At 59.8% G+C, this 17,924-nt stretch carries 16 protein-coding genes and 1 tRNA gene; 8 read left to right on the top strand and 9 right to left on the bottom strand.

What is annotated here, in order from left to right:
• Positions 1–68 precede the first annotated feature (68 nt).
• Positions 69–503 carry an Lrp/AsnC family transcriptional regulator gene (locus tag AN476_RS17135; protein WP_054462880.1) on the bottom strand — a complete coding sequence of 145 codons (435 nt, stop codon included), beginning with the start codon at positions 501–503 and terminating at the stop codon, positions 69–71.
• A gap of 107 nt (positions 504–610) precedes the next feature.
• On the opposite strand from AN476_RS17135, the gene AN476_RS17130 reads away from it, so the two are divergent.
• From AN476_RS17130 to AN476_RS17120, 3 genes are read left to right on the top strand one after another with little or no spacing between them, the layout of a single operon-like run.
• Positions 611–1,762, top strand: coding sequence for a type III PLP-dependent enzyme (locus AN476_RS17130; protein ID WP_054462878.1), 1,152 nt, complete (start codon positions 611–613; stop codon positions 1,760–1,762).
• Positions 1,763–1,811: 49 nt separating this feature from the next.
• Positions 1,812–4,106: a xanthine dehydrogenase family protein molybdopterin-binding subunit gene (locus tag AN476_RS17125; RefSeq protein ID WP_054462876.1), complete on the top strand. Its 2,295-nt coding sequence runs from the start codon at positions 1,812–1,814 to the stop codon at positions 4,104–4,106.
• The gene (locus AN476_RS17120) at positions 4,087–5,166 is read left to right on the top strand and encodes a DUF2235 domain-containing protein (protein WP_054462874.1); all 1,080 of its coding nucleotides are present in this window, start codon (positions 4,087–4,089) and stop codon (positions 5,164–5,166) included. The genes AN476_RS17125 and AN476_RS17120 overlap by 20 nt, the downstream gene beginning before the upstream one ends.
• Before the next feature lie 93 nt (positions 5,167–5,259).
• Here AN476_RS17120 and AN476_RS17115 read toward each other — a convergent pair whose 3' ends face one another.
• Entirely contained in the window at positions 5,260–5,751 is a 492-nt protein-coding gene (locus AN476_RS17115) for a PaaI family thioesterase (protein ID WP_054462872.1), read from the bottom strand.
• A 100-nt stretch (positions 5,752–5,851) separates the two neighbouring features.
• Positions 5,852–6,721 (bottom strand): methylenetetrahydrofolate reductase [NAD(P)H], encoded by an 870-nt coding sequence (gene metF / locus AN476_RS17110; RefSeq protein ID WP_054462869.1) that lies wholly within the window; start codon positions 6,719–6,721, stop codon positions 5,852–5,854.
• Between the two features lie 96 nt (positions 6,722–6,817).
• Here metF and AN476_RS17105 point away from each other — a divergent pair, with 96 nt between their 5' ends.
• Entirely contained in the window at positions 6,818–7,723 is a 906-nt protein-coding gene (locus AN476_RS17105; protein ID WP_054462866.1) for a LysR family transcriptional regulator, read from the top strand.
• Between the two features lie 54 nt (positions 7,724–7,777).
• On the opposite strand, the gene AN476_RS17100 is transcribed toward AN476_RS17105, so the two are convergent.
• Positions 7,778–8,812, bottom strand: a complete 1,035-nt coding sequence (locus AN476_RS17100; RefSeq protein WP_054462865.1) for a GAF domain-containing protein — start codon at positions 8,810–8,812, stop codon at positions 7,778–7,780.
• Positions 8,813–9,043: 231 nt separating this feature from the next.
• A complete protein-coding gene (locus tag AN476_RS17095; protein ID WP_054462863.1) occupies positions 9,044–10,084 on the bottom strand; it encodes an NADP-dependent oxidoreductase in 1,041 nt (346 codons plus the stop codon).
• A 238-nt stretch (positions 10,085–10,322) separates the two neighbouring features.
• On the opposite strand from AN476_RS17095, the gene AN476_RS17090 reads away from it, so the two are divergent.
• Positions 10,323–11,108 (top strand): inositol monophosphatase family protein, encoded by a 786-nt coding sequence (locus AN476_RS17090; RefSeq protein WP_054462861.1) that lies wholly within the window; start codon positions 10,323–10,325, stop codon positions 11,106–11,108.
• A gap of 110 nt (positions 11,109–11,218) precedes the next feature.
• Here AN476_RS17090 and AN476_RS17085 read toward each other — a convergent pair whose 3' ends face one another.
• Genes AN476_RS17085 through putA form a run of 3 tightly spaced genes read right to left on the bottom strand, consistent with a single transcriptional unit; the run spans position 11,219 to position 15,879 of the window.
• Positions 11,219–11,617 carry a GFA family protein gene (locus AN476_RS17085; protein WP_054462997.1) on the bottom strand — a complete coding sequence of 133 codons (399 nt, stop codon included), beginning with the start codon at positions 11,615–11,617 and terminating at the stop codon, positions 11,219–11,221.
• Positions 11,618–11,628: 11 nt separating this feature from the next.
• Positions 11,629–12,414 carry a rhomboid family intramembrane serine protease gene (locus tag AN476_RS17080; RefSeq protein WP_054462859.1) on the bottom strand — a complete coding sequence of 262 codons (786 nt, stop codon included), beginning with the start codon at positions 12,412–12,414 and terminating at the stop codon, positions 11,629–11,631.
• A 57-nt stretch (positions 12,415–12,471) separates the two neighbouring features.
• Positions 12,472–15,879, bottom strand: a complete 3,408-nt coding sequence (putA, locus tag AN476_RS17075; RefSeq protein ID WP_054462856.1) for a bifunctional proline dehydrogenase/L-glutamate gamma-semialdehyde dehydrogenase PutA — start codon at positions 15,877–15,879, stop codon at positions 12,472–12,474.
• Positions 15,880–16,004: 125 nt separating this feature from the next.
• Here putA and AN476_RS17070 point away from each other — a divergent pair, with 125 nt between their 5' ends.
• From AN476_RS17070 to AN476_RS17060, 3 genes are all read left to right on the top strand, one after another.
• A complete protein-coding gene (locus AN476_RS17070) occupies positions 16,005–16,475 on the top strand; it encodes an Lrp/AsnC family transcriptional regulator (RefSeq protein ID WP_054462854.1) in 471 nt (156 codons plus the stop codon).
• Between the two features lie 88 nt (positions 16,476–16,563).
• Positions 16,564–17,229, top strand: coding sequence for a tetratricopeptide repeat protein (locus tag AN476_RS17065; protein WP_253279923.1), 666 nt, complete (start codon positions 16,564–16,566; stop codon positions 17,227–17,229).
• A gap of 111 nt (positions 17,230–17,340) precedes the next feature.
• Positions 17,341–17,427, top strand: a tRNA-Leu gene (locus AN476_RS17060).
• A 95-nt stretch (positions 17,428–17,522) separates the two neighbouring features.
• Here AN476_RS17060 and AN476_RS22910 read toward each other — a convergent pair.
• Complete coding sequence (locus AN476_RS22910) at positions 17,523–17,714, bottom strand: AlpA family transcriptional regulator (RefSeq protein WP_157063792.1); 192 nt, start codon at positions 17,712–17,714, stop codon at positions 17,523–17,525.
• Positions 17,715–17,924: the final 210 nt, after the last annotated feature.

Raw genomic sequence — 17,924 nt, 5'->3', positions numbered from 1 at the left:
GGGCGCAAAGGGGAAGCCATGGCGCAACCCTGCGCCGCAAAAGCCTGTTTTGACCGCCCGGAGGGGGGTTAGGAAGTGCGGTCCAGTTTTGTGGCCAGATGGATCAGGCTCTCAGAAGAGCGCACGCCGCGGGCCTCGCCGATGCGGTCAATGGTTCGGTCCAGTTCAGCCGTGGTCTGCGCAACCACCTGCGCCAACAGATCAAACCGGCCAGAAGTGGTATGCACCACCTCCACGCCGGGCAGGCTGCGCAGCCGCGACAGCACTTCGGGCCCCGAGCGCGGCTCGATCGAGATCAGCACCGTGGCTTGCAAAGGCGGGCGCGTCGCCGCCGAAGACCGCAGCGTATAGCCTTGGATCACGCCCGAGCTCTCTAGCCGCTCAATCCGCGCCTGCACGGTGGTGCGCGCCAGACCCAGGGCGCGGGCCAGATCCGCTACGGGGCGGCGGGCGTTTTCGCGCAAAAGGGTCAATAGCTGCTGGTCGATTTCGTCTGTTTTCATCTATTTGCCTGCGATGTGCCGATATTTTTCGTCACTCTAGTCGAAATGACAGGCGATATCGACGCTAAACCGCCGGAAAATGGGTAAAACACATGAGGCTTTTACCGATGCAGCAAATTCCACCGCTTTGGCTTGATCCCGAAACCCATCTGGCGCGCCACAATCCGGATCACCCGATCCTGTATTTTTCGCCGCGGGTGCTACACCAGGTTGCTGAGCGGTTTCAGGTTGGGTTTGAGGGCCTGGTCACCTATGCGGTCAAAGCCAACCCGCATCAGGCGGTGCTGTCCAATCTCGTGGCAGCCGGGATTTCCGCTTTTGATGTGGCCTCGCCGGCCGAGATGGCGGCTGTGCGTCTGGCCAGCCCGGATGCGGTGATGCATTACAACAACCCGGTGCGCTCGGACCTCGAGATCGCGGCAGGGATATCCCATGATGTGGCCAGCTGGTCGGTGGATGAAGATTCAGAGCTGGATAAGCTATGGGACGTGCCCCGGGACAAGGAAATCGCAGTGCGCTTTGCGCTGCCAGTGGAAGGCGCGGCCTATGATTTTGGCAGCAAGTTTGGCGCAGCTCCGGAGCAGGCCGTAAAGTTGCTGCAACGTGTCGCCGCAGAGGGCTGGACGTCGGCCCTGTGTTTCCATCCCGGCACCCAATGTGAGGATGAGGCCGCCTGGGTCGAGTATATCCATGCTGCAAAACGGATTGTTGATGCCTCGGGTGTTGAGATTGCACGGCTCAATGTGGGCGGTGGTTTTGCTGCAAACCGTGATGGGGTGGCCCCGGATCTGGAACGGGTCTTTGCCGCCATCAATGGGGCAGTCCTTGCGGCCTTTGGCACTGATCACCCGCAGCTGATCTGTGAGCCGGGTCGGGCGATGGTCTCTGAGAGCTTTACCTTGGCAGCGCGCATCAAAGGCATGCGCAAGGGCGGCGAAATGGTTTTCCTGAACGACGGGATCTACGGTGGTCTTGTTGATATCCGCGACATGGGATTGCCAGGTCGTGTCGAGGTGGTCAGCGCTGACGGTCGCCACCGTGTGGCTGCGCGCAGCCCGCGTGTGGTTTTTGGCCCCACCTGTGACAGTCTAGACCGCTTGCCGGATGGGTTGCCGTTGCCCGACGACACCCAAGCTGGCGACTATGTCCTGTTTCCAGGGCTTGGGGCCTATTCTTCCGCCATGAGCACCCAGTTCAACGGCTACGGGCTTTCTGACGTGGCGACGGTGATCGAGCTCTCTGGACAAGCGCGCCCCTGAGGCTAATGTCCCCCTCAACGGCACCAGCCAGTGTGAACAGGGGGCGAGCATGGAAAAGTTTGGGAAAAGTCAGCCGGTCAAACGGGTCGAAGATGTTCGGTTCTTGACCGGCGAAGGGCGCTATGTCGAAGACTGCGCCCCGGCAGGCGCGCTGCGGGCCTGGGTTCTGCGCAGCCCGGTGGCCCATGGGGTGATCACCGGGCTGGACCTGGAAGATGCGCGTGCGGCTGAGGGCGTGCATATGGTGGTGACACTGGCGGATCTTCAGGCTGCAGGGATCACAACCACCATGGATGCCACCGTGGTCAAGAACCGCGATGGCAGCGATGGGGCGGCCCCCGAACGGCATATGCTGGCCGGGGAGCGTGTGCGCTTTGTTGGCGAGCCCATTGCCGTGGTCATCGCCGATACCCTGGACCAGGCACGCGATGCGGGCGAGCTGATTGAATTGGATTTTGACGATCTGCCGGTAAAGCTGGATCTGCAGGTGGGTGGTGAGCCGCTGCACCCGGAGGCTCCCACCAATAGCGCCTTTGACTGGGGTATGGGGGATGAAGCGGCAACCAAAGCAGCCTTTGATGCCGCCGCTCATACTGTGTCGTTACAGGTTGAAGACAACCGGATCATCGTCAATGCGATGGAGCCACGTGGCTGTTTTGCCACCTGGGAGGAGGACCGTCTGCATTTCACCTATGGCGGCCAGGGCGTCTGGGGCGCCAAAAGCCAGCTGGCGGCCAAGCTGCACCTGGAAGAAGACGCCGTACATGTGGTCACACCGGATGTGGGCGGTGGCTTTGGCATGAAGGCGATGACCTATCCCGAATATTTTGTCGTGGCCCATGCGGCGCGTGCGCTGAGCCGGCCGGTGTTCTGGATGTCGGACCGCACCGAGGCCATGCTCAGCGATAATGGGGGCCGCGACCTCACCTCGCTGGCGGAACTGGCCTTTGACGCGGATCTAAAAATTACCGCCTACCGGGTGCAGACCCGCTGCAACCTTGGAGCTTATAATTCGCAGTTTGGCCAGCCCATCCAGACCCAGCTGTTCAGCCGGGTTTTGGCCGGGGTCTATGACATCAAAACTGCCTGGCTGCAGGTCGAAGGCATCTATACCAATACCACCCAGGTGGATGCCTACCGGGGTGCGGGACGTCCCGAGGCCATCTATGTGCTGGAACGTATCATGGATCGCGCTGCCCGCGAGCTGGGGGTTGATCCGTTTGAGCTGCACCGGCGCAACTTTATCGCGCCCGCAAACTTCCCCTATGCGACGGTCACCGGCGAAAGCTATGACGTGGGGGACTTTGGCATGATCCTGTCTCGCGCCACCGAAATGGCGGATATGGCAGGCTTTGCTGCCCGCCGCGCCGCGGATGCAAAGACAGGAAAACTGCGGGGTGTTGGGTTGTGTTACTATATCGAAAGTATTTTGGGCGACCCTTCAGAAGGCGCAGAGGTTGAATTTCTGGAGGATGGTCGGGTGAATATCTATGTGGGGACGCAGAGCAACGGGCAGGGGCATGAAACTGTCTATGCCCAGTTCCTTGCGGACCAGACGGGTATTCCGGCCGATATGATCTCCACCATTCAGGGCGACAGTGATCGCATCGCCAAGGGCGGCGGCACTGGCGGGTCCCGCTCGGTGACGACCCAGGCCAATGCCACCTTGGCGACAGTGGATGTGATGGTGGCCGCCTTTACCCCCTTCTTGGCCGAAGAAATGGGTGTCGAGGAAGAAGCGGTAAGCTTTGATGGCGAGACCTTCCGGGCACCGGGATCAAACCTGACACCATCTATGTTGGAGGCGGCAGAGATGGCCCGCGCGCAGGGGCGCCTGGATTTGCAGCGTCACGCGGCGCGGGCGCAATTGCCTGGGCGCTCGTTTCCGAACGGGGCCCATATCGCGGAGGTCGTGATCGACCCCGAGACCGGGGTGTCCGTGGTGGATCGCTATACGGTCGTTGATGATTTTGGGAATCTGATCAACCCGATGCTGGCCGAAGGGCAGGTGCATGGCGGAGTGGTTCAGGGGCTTGGTCAGGCGATGATGGAACATGTGGTCTATGATGAAGAGGGCCAGCTGCTCACGGCAACGTTTATGGACTATGCCTTGCCGCGCGCAGACGACGTCCCCATGATTGGGTTTACCTCTGAACCGGTGCCCTCGACCCAGAACCCGATGGGGATGAAGGGCTGCGGCGAGGCAGGGACAGTTGGCGCCCTGGCTGCTCTGGCCAATGCGGTTCAAGATGCCACTTGGGATCGGGGCCTGCGGCAGGTGGACATGCCGTTCACACCGTTGAAACTATGGGAAGCTTTGAGGGATGGTACTAAAGCAGCTTAGCAATCGCTTTCTCGGATGGCTCGGGCGCCCGATGCGCTCGGAGCATTCGGCTGAGGCCAAGCTGCGGGGGCCGCAGGCCCATGTGATCATTCTGGATGGCACCATGTCGACCCTGGAGCCGGGGCATGAAACCCATGCCGGCAGGCTGTACCATATGTGCTGTGAAATGGGGGCTGAGGTTTCTGTTTTCTATGAATCCGGCGTACAGTGGACAGGATGGTCCAGTGCTCCGGATGTGATGATGGGGCGCGGGATCAACCGACAGATTCGGCGGGCCTATGGCTATCTTGCCTCACGCTACCGTCCGGGCGATCGCATCTATCTGATGGGCTACTCCCGCGGGGCCTATGCGGTGCGCTCTCTGGCCGGGGTAATTGGTGAGGTTGGCCTGTTGAAGGCGGAACATGCCACGGTCCGCAATATTCGCACCGCTTATCGCCACTATCAGCAGAGCGGGTCTCCAAAGGTGGCGCAGGCCTTTCACAATGCCTATTGTCACAGCGAGACGGCGATCGAGATGATCGGGGTCTGGGATACGGTCAAGGCGCTGGGCCTGCGCCTGCCGCTGCTGTGGCGCTGGGCCGAAAGCCGCCATTCTTTTCACAACCACGAACTGGGGCACCATGTGAAACATGGCTATCATGCCCTGGCGCTGGACGAGACCCGCGATGTGTTCAAACCCGTGCTCTGGACCTGTCCCGAAGGCTGGAACGGCCGGATCGAGCAGGTCTGGTTCCATGGTGCCCATGGGGATATTGGCGGACAGCTGGCCGGGCACGAAGAGGCGCGCCCGTTGTCCAATCTGCCGCTGGTTTGGATGCTGGAAAAGGCCGAAGACTGTGGTCTTCCCCTGCCGCAGGACTGGCGAATGCGCTTCTCGGTGGACCCAAAGGCCCCCTCGATCGGGACCTGGCAGGGCTGGGGCAAAATCTTTCTTTTGCGCAGCAGGCGACAGATCGGCTTGGAACCCAGCGAGAGGCTGCACAGCAGCGTGCAGGGCGTCGAAATGCAGGCAAGGCCTGCGGGCCGGCTTGCCGGGCTGACCGGCAATACCCCCTGAGCCAAAAGTCGCAGCAAGGATCGGTTCAGGCTGACGGGAACGGCTGCTCACTGGCGTGAGCAAACCGGTGTGCTTGAGATGGGTCTTGTGACCTCAGGCCTTGTTGCCAAAAATCTTCATTACAATGCAGGTGGTCGAGCCGGTGGCATAGAGTTTGCCATCTTCGACACCGCGGATTTCGCCATGGGCAACACCGGTGGAGCGGCCAACATGGTCGATGATTCCGACGCAGTCGACGGTGGTGCCCAGCGGAATGGATTTCACGATATTGATCTTGTATTCCAGCGTCGTATAAGCGGATCCTTTGGGCACAGCGGTCATCACGGCACAGGCCATTGCGCTGTCGAGCAGGGTGCCGTACCAGCCCCCATGCACTGTCCCCATCGGATTGGTGACCTGAAACTCTGGGGTGCCGCGAAACACGGCGCGCCCCTCTGAGACCTCATGCAGCGTATAGCCCAGCTGCCCTCCGATCGGAGGGCCGGGCAGGCGACCTTCGAGAATGCCCTGCATGAATTCCAGCCCGGACAATTGAACAATTTGATCCATCGGCAATAGATCGGCTGGGGAGTTTGCAATCGCCATATCTGGGCCCCTTAAGCTGCATCCTACAAAAGACGCACCCGGGATGGATCCCGGTGCGTTCCTTTTTGGAATTAATTCAGGGCGGGGCGGCCAACAAGCCTTACGCTACGTTCTCGAGGGAGACATTGGGGGTGACACCTAGAGCAAAGCAGACATCGCGGGTCAGTTCGGGACGGTTCAAGGTGTAGAAATGCAGCTTTCTGACCCCCTCCTGCAACAGGTCATCGCAGAGTTCGGTGCAGATCGCGGTGGCCAGCAGATCTTCGCGGTCGTCGCGGCTGGCTTTCTCAAAGGCCTCATCAACCCAGGTGGGGATCACAGTGCCGCAGCGCTTGGCGAAATTGCGCGCGCCTTTCCAATTCTCGATCGGCAGGATACCGGGCACCAGCTTATCCCCATCAATGCCCGCCTTGGCGCAGGCATCCCGGAACCGCAAAAAGGTCTCGGCTTCAAAGAAGAACTGGGTCAGGGCCTCATCCGCACCAGCATCCAGCTTGCGCTTGAGCCAATCGACATCGGCCTGAGCATTGGGGGCCTCAGGGTGGGGATCAGGATAGGCGCCGACGCGAAGTGTGAATTTACCCGTTGCCGCCAGGGCTTCGATCAGCTCAACCGAATTGGCAAACCCATCAGGATGCGGCACAAATTGGCCGCTGCCCTTTGGCGGGTCGCCGCGCAGGGCGACGATCTCGGTGACGCCCACTGCGGCAAAGTTTTCAGCGATCTCGAGGGTTTCGGCGCGGCTGGCGTTCACACAGGTAAGATGCGCTGCGACATTGAGACCCGAGGAGCCATGCAGGGTTTTGACCGCATCGCGGGTGAGGTCCCGCGTGGTGCCGCCAGCACCATAGGTGACGGACACAAATCGCGGATCTAGCGGCGCCAAAGTCTGCACCGTGTCCCAGAGACGAAATGAGGCCTCCAGCGTCTGCGGCGGGAAAAACTCAAATGAAATCTCAGGGCTGGTCATAACTTTGCTCTCCAATAGATTTAGCCTCTTGTTGCATGTGCAGCATTGTGAGACAATTTCATAATTCTCAAGAACAACATGAACTGAGTTGAAGTTATGCATATCGAGTTTCGCCATCTGCGCACCATTAAGGCCATTCACGAGGCGGGTGGGCTGGCGCGTGCAGCCGATCAACTCAACATCACCCAGAGCGCATTGAGTCACCAAATCAAAGGTTTGGAGGATCAGGCCGGGGTGGAACTTTTCCTGCGCCGCTCCAAGCCGATGAAGCTGTCGGCGGCGGGGTTGCGGTTGCTCAGGCTGGCCGAGCAGGTGCTGCCGCAGGTTGAAGCGACGCAGGCGGAGTTTTCCTCTCTGCGCGATGGTCACGCCGGGCGGATGCATATCGCCATTGAATGTCACGCTTGTTTCGAGTGGTTGTTTCCGGTGCTTGAGGGGTTTCGCAAAAGTTGGTCGGACGTGGATGTGGACATCCGCCCCGGCCTGGCCTTTGATGCGCTGCCTGCCCTGCAAAAGGAGGAAGTGGATCTGGTGGTGTCCTCTGACCCCGAAGAGATCCCAGGTGTCGATTTTATCGAACTTTTTGACTACAAAGCCGTTTTTGTCGCCTCTTCGCATCACCCTCTGGCGCAGAAACCCTGTGTCGAGGCCGAGGATTTCATTGGCCAAACCCTGATCACCTATCCGGTCGACAAGACCAAGCTGGACGTGTTCAGCCAATTGTTGATCCCCGCACGGGTGGAGCCAGAAAGCATCCGACAGGTGGAACTCACGGCGGTGATTCTGCTCTTGGTGGCTTCCAACCGGGGGGTATCGGTGCTGCCGGATTGGGTGGTTCGGGAGGTGAAATACTCCTCAGACTATGTCACGCGGCCCCTCACCAAGGCGGGCATCACCCGTCGGCTCTATGCGGCAATCCGCAGGGATGATCGGCAGAAACCCTATATGCAGAAGCTGATCCGCCTGGCCAAGGTCGAGGCGCGCAAGCTGCAACAGCAATAGCTGTCACTGTACTGCTGCACGGGCGCCCACGCGGGCCTCCTGCGGTTCGGGAGCTCACTTGGCCTGAGACCGCTTTTGTAGGATTTCAAACCCCAGCCTATCGCGGAAAATCGTCAACAGCTCAGTTTCGAGCTTATGGGTGGTGATGGGGCCATCGTGAAAAACCACCAGATGCCCCAGGGCGTTGCCGTTTTTGTCATCGGCGCGTATTCCGAGATAGCTGTCATACCCCTTGGTAGGGTAGACGCTTTGATCTGGGTAGGCATCGGCCAGACCGCTATCCAGGCGAAACTCTTCCATGGTTTGCAGATTCTCGCAGGGGCGTCCGGCATAGCTGAGCGGGGTTCCGTCCAGTTCGGTCCGGCAGGTGCCAGCCTCGCAATAGGCAAGAATATCAAAGTGCGTCTTATCCGGCAGGGCGCATTCCGCAACAAAGACAGCGCGCACCCCCAGCAGCGACTGAATTTGCCTGGTGATCAGGTGAAAGACGGTTTCGGAGGTGGCAAGATCCGGTCCGCGCGCCAATGTTTGTAGAACCCGCAGGGCACGGAGGTTTTCCAGCTCGGTGGCGATGCGGTCTGCGAAGTCATTGATTGTTTCGAGGATCTGGTAACATTCCTCCTGCGAGGTCTGCCGTCGCCAGGCCAGTTGAATGAGGCCGATCACCTCCCCATAGGTGTTGATCACCGGATAGCCCAGGAAACTCTCTAGGCCTTTGTGTTGCAGCAGCGCGTCATTGGGAAAAGAACTCTGCACACCCTCGTAAACCAGGACGGTTTCCGCGCTCTTGATGGCTTCCAGGCAGGGGGTAAAGCAGGCGTCATACTCGAAATTCTGCAGGGAATCCCCATCCATCCAGCCGGCCTTGACCCGGATGACTTCCTTGTCTGTGACCCGCAGTTCACTGATTGCGACAAAATCGACCTGAATCACATCCTGCAGCAAATCCACAAAGGTCTGCAGGAATTCCTGTCCGGTTCTGGACGACAAAAGCCCCAGATCGTTTCTGGCGGCTGAAACCGAAGAGACTGCCTCATGCGGGGCAGCCGGAGAGGTTGCATCGTCGATATTGGTGGTTTCGATTGCCATAAACTCTACCTGCCTTAACTCATACGCCTGCAGGTTTACCTTTGGTAAGCTTGGATTGGAAGCAGGGCAAGGTTGACCTTAAACTTCCTGAATTTATAGGCGGTTACCCTCTGTTGGGCAAGCTTGACACGGCAGGGTGGAGGGCGCCGGGTGAGGGCTATCTTTATGGGTGTTTTGCGTTCCCTTCAGCGCAGCGCAGCGCTGAAGGGGTTTGTCTTGGGCTGGGCGGGTTTAGACCAGTTTAACGATCTGTTTCCCGGTGTTGCCGCCATTGAGCATCGACATAAAGGCGGCTGGTGCATTTTCCAAACCCTCGGCGATGTCTTCGATAAAGCGGACCTCGCCCTTGGCCACCATCGGGCCGACTTCTTTTAGGAAGTCTGGGTAGCGGTCAAAGTGATTTGAGATGACAAAGCCATTGACCGAGAGGAATTTCACCAGAATATTCCGCCAGAGGCCCGGGCCCGTCAGCCCAACATCCGTCGCCCCGGCGCCAAGCCCGCCTGCGTTGTACCAGGAAATCATGCCGCAGACCGGGATGCGCCCATGTGGGTTCATCATCGGAAGAACCGCCTCCAGAACCTTGCCGCCAACATTTTCAAAATAGATGTCGATGCCTTTGGGGCAGGCTTCTTTGAGATCGGCGCGCAAGCCACGGGCATCGGCGTAGGCGCGGTGATCCAAGCAGGCGTCAAAGCCAAAGGTCTCGACCGCGAGCTTGCATTTGTCTGCGCCCCCGGCAATGCCGATCACGCGCAGCCCGGCCTGTTTGGCCAATTGGCCAACCATTGACCCGACGGGGCCGGTTGCTGCGGCAACCACCAGGGTTTCGCCGGCCTGCGGGCGCCCATAGGCGGACAAGCCATGCCATCCGGTAAACCCGGGCATGCCCAGAACGCCAAGCGCAGCCGTGATTGGTCCCATTTTTGGATCCAGCTTGCGCAGTTCTTTTGCGGGCAGGCAGCCATGGCTGGCCCAACCGAACATGCCAAAGGCAAAATCACCGACTTCGAAATGGGGGCTGTTTGAGGCAATGACCTCGCCGACGCCGCCCGCTTCCATACGGCCGCCAATTGGCACCGGAGCCGCATAGGATTTTGCATCATCCATACGGCCACGCATATAGGGGTCCAGCGACATATAATGCAGCTTTACAAGAACTTCGCCTTCGCCGGGCTGTGGAGGCGCGGCGCTTTCCAGCCGAAAGTTCTCAGCCACGGGTGCCCCATCTGGGCGGCTGGCCAATACAATTTGTTGCATCTTTTCGCTCATCTCTCTCTCCCGATTTTGCGCCCGCCAGCAACAGCGGTTGCCGAGGGATTTACTAAACTGTGCAGTTCAGTTTTGCCTTTGGCAACTATCGCATGATATGACCCTGCGGAAAACCAGAAGACCCGAGGCGCCGGGGGCTGTTTACCGGATACCGTATTCACCCTTGGCAAATGCGGATGTGCGGCGTATAGGCACGCATTGACCGACATCTCCCCGAGCTCAACAGGATCCAGCAGACATGATTGGCAGCGCAAACCTCAATGTGATGATCAAAGCCGCCCGCAAGGCTGGCCGTTCCCTGGTGAAGGATTTCCAGGAAGTGGAAAACCTGCAGGTCTCGCGCAAGGGCGCTGGTGACTTTGTCTCCAAGGCCGATATCGCTGCTGAGAAGATCCTGAAAGAAGAGCTGATGGGCGCCCGTCCCACCTATGGCTGGCTGGCCGAGGAAGGGGGCGAAACACCCGGCGAGGACCCAACCCGCCGCTGGATTGTTGACCCGCTGGATGGCACCACAAACTTTTTGCACGGTCTGCCGCATTGGGCGATTTCCATCGCATTGGAGCACAAGGGTACGATCATCTCGGGTGTGATCTATGACCCGGCCAAGGACGAGATGTTCTTTGCTGAAAAAGGCACCGGCGCCTGGATGAATGAGACCCGCATCCGTGTCTCCGCCCGTCACCGGATGATTGAATCGATCTTTGCCACCGGTCTGCCCTTTGCCGGGCGCGCCGATCTGCCTGAAACCCTGCAGGATCTGGCGCGTCTCTTGCCTGCCACCGCTGGTGTGCGCCGCTTTGGCTCGGCTGCGCTGGATATGGCCTATGTGGCGGCTGGTCGCTACGAGGGCTTCTGGGAGCGTCGACTGAATGCCTGGGACCTTGCGGCCGGCATCATTATCGTCAAAGAGGCCGGCGGACTGGCGGAAGCCATGGATCCGGAAAACAGCATCGTTGAGAGCGGCGAAGTGATCTGCGCCAACGAACCGATCTTTGAAAATTTTGCGAAGGTGGTTCGGGGCTAAACGCCCCCGACACTTGAGGACTGTAAACCGCGGCCCCTTGGGGTCGCGTTTTTGTTTCTGGCTTCTAAAAAACAGCTCCGTGCGGGGCCGCGAGCAGAGGCCCGCGCCCCCTATTGCTCTGGCGATAAGGGAGAGGTGTCTGAGGGATGGTTCACGCCATCATGCCATGGGATTTTACCATAGGTTTCAGGATGGCTGCGCGGATTGGCCCCTTTGATACATCCCAGGTTTACACCGCTTTCAGACGGGTCTGAACGCCGCTGGTGATGGGTGTAGATCCCGCAGGTCTTGCAAAAGTAATGCTTGGCCGTTTTGGTTCCCCAAGTGTAGAGGCTCAGGTTTTCCATTCCCTTAGTGACCCTGAGAGAACTGGTCAGGGCCGTCACTGCCGCAGCGCCGCGTCGGCGACAAAAGGAACAGTCACAGCGCGCCGCTGAGGCCAGCCCCTGGGGGAAGTCAGCCACCAGCTCGACAGCGCCACAATGGCAGCTTGCAGTGAGTTCGACCATTTTGCCGTCCTTCATTTGCCCCATGGGCCGGGTTTTGATCTGTCGGAATTCTTTTTCTTGCGGGGCAGGCGCGGAACACGGGTGACGCTATAGGTATATTGGGTTTTGGGATTTGGCGGCGTCCCTGCGGTTTGCCTCCAATACCTCGTCCCGCCACGCCGCAGCCAGAGGGGCAACACCAGCACCAGCCCCACGGCAAAGCCGCCGGCATGGGCCCAATAGGCGACACCGCCCTCATCGGGGTTGGAACCAAAGCCGCCAAAGATCTGCAACACCAGCCACAGTCCCAACATCAGCGAAGCGGGAACCGTGATGACGCGGAAAAAGATGATCAGGATCAGCAAGATATCGACGCGGGCTTTGGGAAACAGCAACAGATAGCCGCCCATGACGCCGGCAATCGCCCCAGAGGCGCCAATGGTTGGCACCTGCGAGGTCGGCGCCGCCAGCACATGGATCAGCCCCGCGCCAAGGCCACAGGCTATGTAAAAGGCGAGGAAGGGCAGATGCCCCATCTCATCCTCCAGATTGTCGCCAAAGATCCAGAGAAACAGCATATTGCCCCCCAGATGCATCAACCCGCCATGGATGAAGGTTGAGGTCAGCAGGGTCGAAGCGTTTTCGCCACCGACAATTTCGGCGGGGATGATGGCATAGGTCTGATAGAATTGCATCAGTGCGCGGGGGTCGTTGTTCAGCCCGGCATAGAGCACAAAGGCCAGGACATTGGCCGCAATCAGGACATAGACGACATAGGGCGTGCAGTTTGACGGGTTATGATCGCGCAGAGGAAACATGAGGCGACGCTGGGCCGATTTTGGCCCAACGTCAAGATCTTATGGCAGGTTTCTGACCTAGCCCTGACCGCCCAGCAGCGCGGCATTGCCGCCGGCGGCGGTGGTATCGACGCAGACATGGCGCTCGGCCAGGACGCGGGCGCGGTCGGGATGGCCGGGGATCAGCGGCAGGATCGGGCCTTGCCGTTTTGCCAGGGTTTGCTCGATCTCGCGGCCAGTGACCTCGTCGCCCCACCACAGCACGCCGGAAATGCCCTGGATGAACTCCAGCCGGTGCAGGTCAAACATGCCATGGGCCTCGATCGCGGTGCCGCCCAGGCCAATCACCTCTTTGGCCTGGGCTGCTGCGGCCTCTTGCCCTGGACCCATGCACAAAAGCGGCGGACGGGCAGAGGTGGTCAGCCGGTTCGACTCGCCAGTGGGGCCGGGTAGGGAGGTGGTCACGGGACGCCCCGGAACACCACTTTCGCCGGGCAGGTCGGCCACAGTATCGCCCCAGGTCTCAGCAGCCTGCTGGCGGTTCGGCGCGCAGAACCGTGCCAGATAGTTGGGACCACCCGCCTTGGGGCCGGTGCCAGACAGGCCTTCGCCACCAAAGGGCTGGCTGCCGACAATGGCACCAATCTGGTTGCGATTCACATAGATATTGCCCGCATGCACGGCATCGCAAACATGCTGCACCCGGTCATCAATCCGGGTGTGCAGCCCAAAGGTCAGCCCATAGCCGGTGGCATTGATGTCAGCAATAACGCTGTCCAGGTCCTGCGCTTTAAAACGGGCCACATGCAGGACTGGGCCAAAGATCTCCTGTTCCAGATCACCGATGCCTGAGACTTCGATCAGGGTGGGGGCCACAAAGGTTCCGCCCTGGGGAGTTTGCATCTCTTTTAGCACCCGGCCTTCGCTGCGGGCCAGGTCGATATGGGCCAGAATGCCCGCTCGCGCGCCCGCATCAATCACCGGGCCGCTGTCCACGTTCAGGTGCCAGGGATCGCCCAGGTTCAGCAGATCCATCGCGCCTTTGAGCATGGTCAGCACGCCATCGGCGACATCTTCCTGCAGGTAGAGGCAGCGCAGCGCCGAGCAGCGTTGGCCGGCGGATTGAAAGGCGCTCTCAATGATCGACTGCACCGCCTGTTCGGGCAGGGCGGTGCTGTCGACGATCATTGCGTTCAGACCACCAGTTTCCGCAATCAACGGCGCGCCGGGCTGCAGATTGTCCGCCATGGTGGTGCGGATGCGCAGCGCAGTGGCGGTGGAGCCGGTAAAGGCCACGCCATTCACACGGGCATCTCCGGTGAGGGCCGCGCCAATCTTGGAGCCGCGTCCGGGCAGCAGTTGCAGCGCCGCGCGCGGCACACCTGCTTCATGCATCAGCGAGATCGCCCGGTGGGCAATCAGGGGGGTTTGCTCTGCCGGTTTCGCCAGCACCGCATTGCCACAGGCGAGCGCCGCAGAAACCTGACCCGAGAAGATCGCCAGCGGGAAGTTCCATGGGGAAATACAGGTGAACAAGCCTGCGGGGGCGGCATCGGGGATGCGCGCCGCATAGTAACGCAGAAAGTCCACGGCCTCGCGCAGTTCAGCCACGGCGTCGGGGATGCTTTTGCCTGCTTCACGCGCCAAAATGGCAAAAAGCTCGCCAAAGTGTTCTTCATAGAGATCGGCGGCCCTGTTCAGCGTCGCGGCGCGTTCAGCCGCCGGAGCAGCCCAGGGTTGGGCTGAGGCCAGAGCCAGTTCTACATCTGCAGCGCTGGAGGCGGAGACCTGACCGATAGCGGTCAGATCCGAGGGGTTGATAACATCCTCTGGTGCTTCTGGTGCGGCCTCACCGGCAATCAGCGGTCCTGCCTGCCAGGCATGCTTGCGCCAGGGCGCACGGGCCGTTTCAATGCGGGCCAGTGTCGGGGCGTGGCCCAGATCAAACCCTTTGGAGTTGGGTCGCTCCGGCGCATAAAGCTCTGGTCCTGTGGGGATTTGATTGGCGCAGTTTGAGGCTTCAATGAAGGGATCTGCGGCAACAATTGTCGGCGAGACCTCCTCGTCGACGATCTGGTTCACAAAGGAGCTGTTGGCGCCGTTTTCCAGCAGGCGACGCACCAGATAGGCCAGCAAGTCACGGTGGGCGCCGACGGGGGCATAGATGCGGCAGCGGGTCTGGTTCTGCTCCAATACCATGGTGTGCAGGGTCTCGCCCATGCCATGCAGGCGCTGGAACTCGTAGCTTTCGGGGTCGTTTGCCATATGCAGGATGGCGCTGACCGTATGGGCGTTATGGGTGGCAAACTGCGGATAGATCCGGTCAGTCATCCCCAAAAGCTTGCGGGCGTTGGCGATATAGCTGACATCGGTCAGCGCCTTGTTGGTATAGACCGGGAAGCCATCGACGCCTTCGACCTGAGCCAGTTTGACCTCAGTGTCCCAATAGGCGCCCTTGACCAAACGCACCATGAACCGGCGGTCATATTTCTCGGCCATCTCGTAGAGCGCATCAATCGCCAGCCCGGTGCGCGGCCCATAGGCCTGCACCACCACGCCAAAGCCGTCCCAGCCCGCCAGCGCCGGGTCCGAGACAACCTCTTCAATCACTTCTAGTGACAGGGACAGGCGGTCGGCCTCTTCAGCATCAATGTTGAGCCCCATCTTGGCCGCCTTGGCCAAAAGCGCCAGCGCCTTGATACGGGGCACCAGTTCTTCCATGACCCGCTCTTCCTGCGCCAGCTCATACCGCGGGTGCAGCGCCGAGAGCTTGATCGAAATGCCGGGGTTTTTGCGGATGTCATCATGAGGGCAACCTGCAGCAATCGCCGAGATCGCCTTGGAATAGGCCAGATGGTAGCGTGAGGCATCGGCCTCGGTGCGGGCGGCTTCGCCAAGCATGTCATAGGAATAGGTAAAGCCCTTGGCCTCCATGCCGGCGGCGCGTTTCATGGCGGATTCAATGCTTTCGCCCAGCACAAACTGACGGCCCATTTCCTTCATGGCGCGGCCAACGGCCGTGCGGATCACCGGCTCGCCCAGACGTTTGATGGCGCCACGCAGGGCGCCCACGGGGCTACGTTCTTCGTCCAGAACCTTGCCGGTGAGCATCAGGGCCCAGGTCGAAGCATTGACCAGCGAGGAAGAGGACCGTCCAAGGTGCTTGCCCCAATCCGAAGGAGCGATCTTGTCTTCGATCAGCGCGTCGATGGTATCCGCATCCGGCACGCGTAGCAGCGCCTCGGCCAGGCACATCAGCGCCACGCCCTCATCGGTGGAGAGGCCGTATTCGGCCAGAAAGACCTCCATCAGACCGGGGTTGGAATGGCCGCGAATATCGCGCACCAGGTTTGCGGCCTTGGCGCTGATCTTGGCGCGATCTGCCTCGCTCAGCGCAGCAGTGCTACAGAGCTGAGCAAACATCTGCTGTTGGTCGACATAGGTCCCGGCATCAATCCGGTCGCGCAATTTGCTGTGCAGGGTCATTTGGTGGCTCCAGTTCGCTGCGGAGGGTGTTTTGTCAAGAATACTGACTTTTTAGCGGGACAATCGACCGAAGTTGTGAGAAGTTCGGTGTGAATTGTCGGAATTATCGTGGAATTGAAGTTCAAATGGGTTTTTCTGACCTTGATCGGTTTGATCGTGAGATTCTGAATGTCTTGGGCGAAGATGGCCGTATCTCTGTAGCGGATCTGGCGCGCCGCATCGGCCTGTCAAAATCCCCCACCCAGGCGCGACTGAAGCGGCTGGAAGCCGAAGGCATTATCATGGGGTATCGGGCCCTGATTGATCCAATTCGTTTGGGACTTGATCATGTCGCCTTTGTTGAGGTGCGGCTGGAAGACACGCGTGAAGCGGCACTGTCCAAGTTCAATGCTGCGGTGGCGCGTATTCCTGAAATCGAACAGGCCCATATGATGGCCTCACATTTTGACTATCTGCTCAAAGTGCGCACTCGGTCGATGTCGGATTACCGGCAGGTTTTGGGCGAAAAAATCTCGTCCCTGCCGCATGTCTCGGCGACCTCAACCTATGTTGCGATGCAGGCCGTCAAAGAAGACGCGGGCTTGGCACCCGTCTAAAGCGGCGGCAGGGCCGTGGCGGACTGGTCTCCTCCCGCGCGCGGAAAGTTGATTTGCCAGCGGGGCAGGGGATTTTGCAGCATGAGGCATGTCTATTGTTTCTGCTTCAATCCCTCCCCATTTCGGGGGCATCCGTCAGCCGCTCTTGGACCTGCTGCGGCGCAGTGTCTGCCTGATCTGCCTCGGCAGCCCGGTTCTGGTTCCCGAGTCGGCCCTTGCCCAAGAAGCCTGCCCACCCGCCGAGGACCATTCGGCGGCGCTGGAGCAGTTGATCACCCAGATACAGGGCGCCCCGGACCAAGGCGCGGCGCGTCTGTTGGCAAACGAGATGTGGCAGTTCTGGGCGGACGCACCGGATGAGAGGGCGCAGGCGATCCTGGACCGTGGGATGACCCGGCGTGCTGCCTTTGATTTCTTAGGCGCGCTAGAGGATTTTGATCAGCTCATCGCCTATTGCCCGGACTATTCCGAAGGCTACAATCAGCGCGCCTTTGTTCACTATCTGCGCCGCGACTTTGCCGCGGCTCTGGCTGACTTAGATCGCGCCCTGGCCAGATCGCCGCGTCATGTAGCGGCATTAAGCGGACGGGCGCTTGCCCTTTATGGGCTGTCGCGACTGGAGGAGGCGCGTGTCGCCCTGCAGTCCGCACTGGCGCTGAACCCCTGGCTGCCAGAGCGCAACCTTGCCAGTCCCGGCGGCCCGCTGTCGCCAAAGGCTCCGGCGAGGCAAGCCCCTGAAGGGGAAGATCTCTAGTATCACAATGTGGTGCGAAAATTTGGCTCCGGATCAGATTATTGATTGTGCCCTTGGTGCAGGGCCGCTAGAGAATTGGCACAGGCCGTCGCTGCAGCGAGGCGCGCCTCTGCGGGCGTGATGGAATGGTAGACATACCAGACTTAAAATCTGTTGGGCCTTGTGCCCGTGTGGGTTCGAGTCCCACCGCCCGCACCACTTACAATCGTTAAGTCTTTGTTTTTGGTCGATTTTTCCTAAGTGAGCTGCAGTAGCCCCCAGATGCCCCCCCCCCAGGCTAAGTGCTGCTGCAATCAGCTCTCTAGCCACGCGCATACTTCCGAAACCTTCACCACAGATACGCCATTCTTCTTATAGATCTGAAAACAGCTTTCGTTGGCGCGGCGATAAACCGTCGCACGACTCAGGCCCAAAAGTTCTTTGCCCTCTTTGATCCGAGCGTAGATTTTCAGTGAAGGCGACGATTGAAATACACCTGTGGTCATGTCGGGGCTCCGTTTATTGGATGTGATTGGGGTCGGTGCCTGGTGTTGAGCCTCCCCCAATGAAGTGGTCCGCCCCTATGATTAGGAAAGCGGAGGACCTGAGATGGCCATTAAGGGACCGAAGCCCGAAGAGATTGTCGTGAAGTTGCGGCAGGTTGAAGTTCTGATGGGGCAAGGTGGAATAGCCCCCTGAAAGTGGTCCACCAAGCT

The sequence above is a fragment of the Phaeobacter sp. 11ANDIMAR09 genome (assembly GCF_001294455.1).
Classification (GTDB): Bacteria; Pseudomonadota; Alphaproteobacteria; order Rhodobacterales; family Rhodobacteraceae; genus Pseudophaeobacter.
The sequence above is the reverse complement of the archived record's forward strand: the minus strand, read 5'-3'. Positions and strand labels throughout refer to the sequence as shown.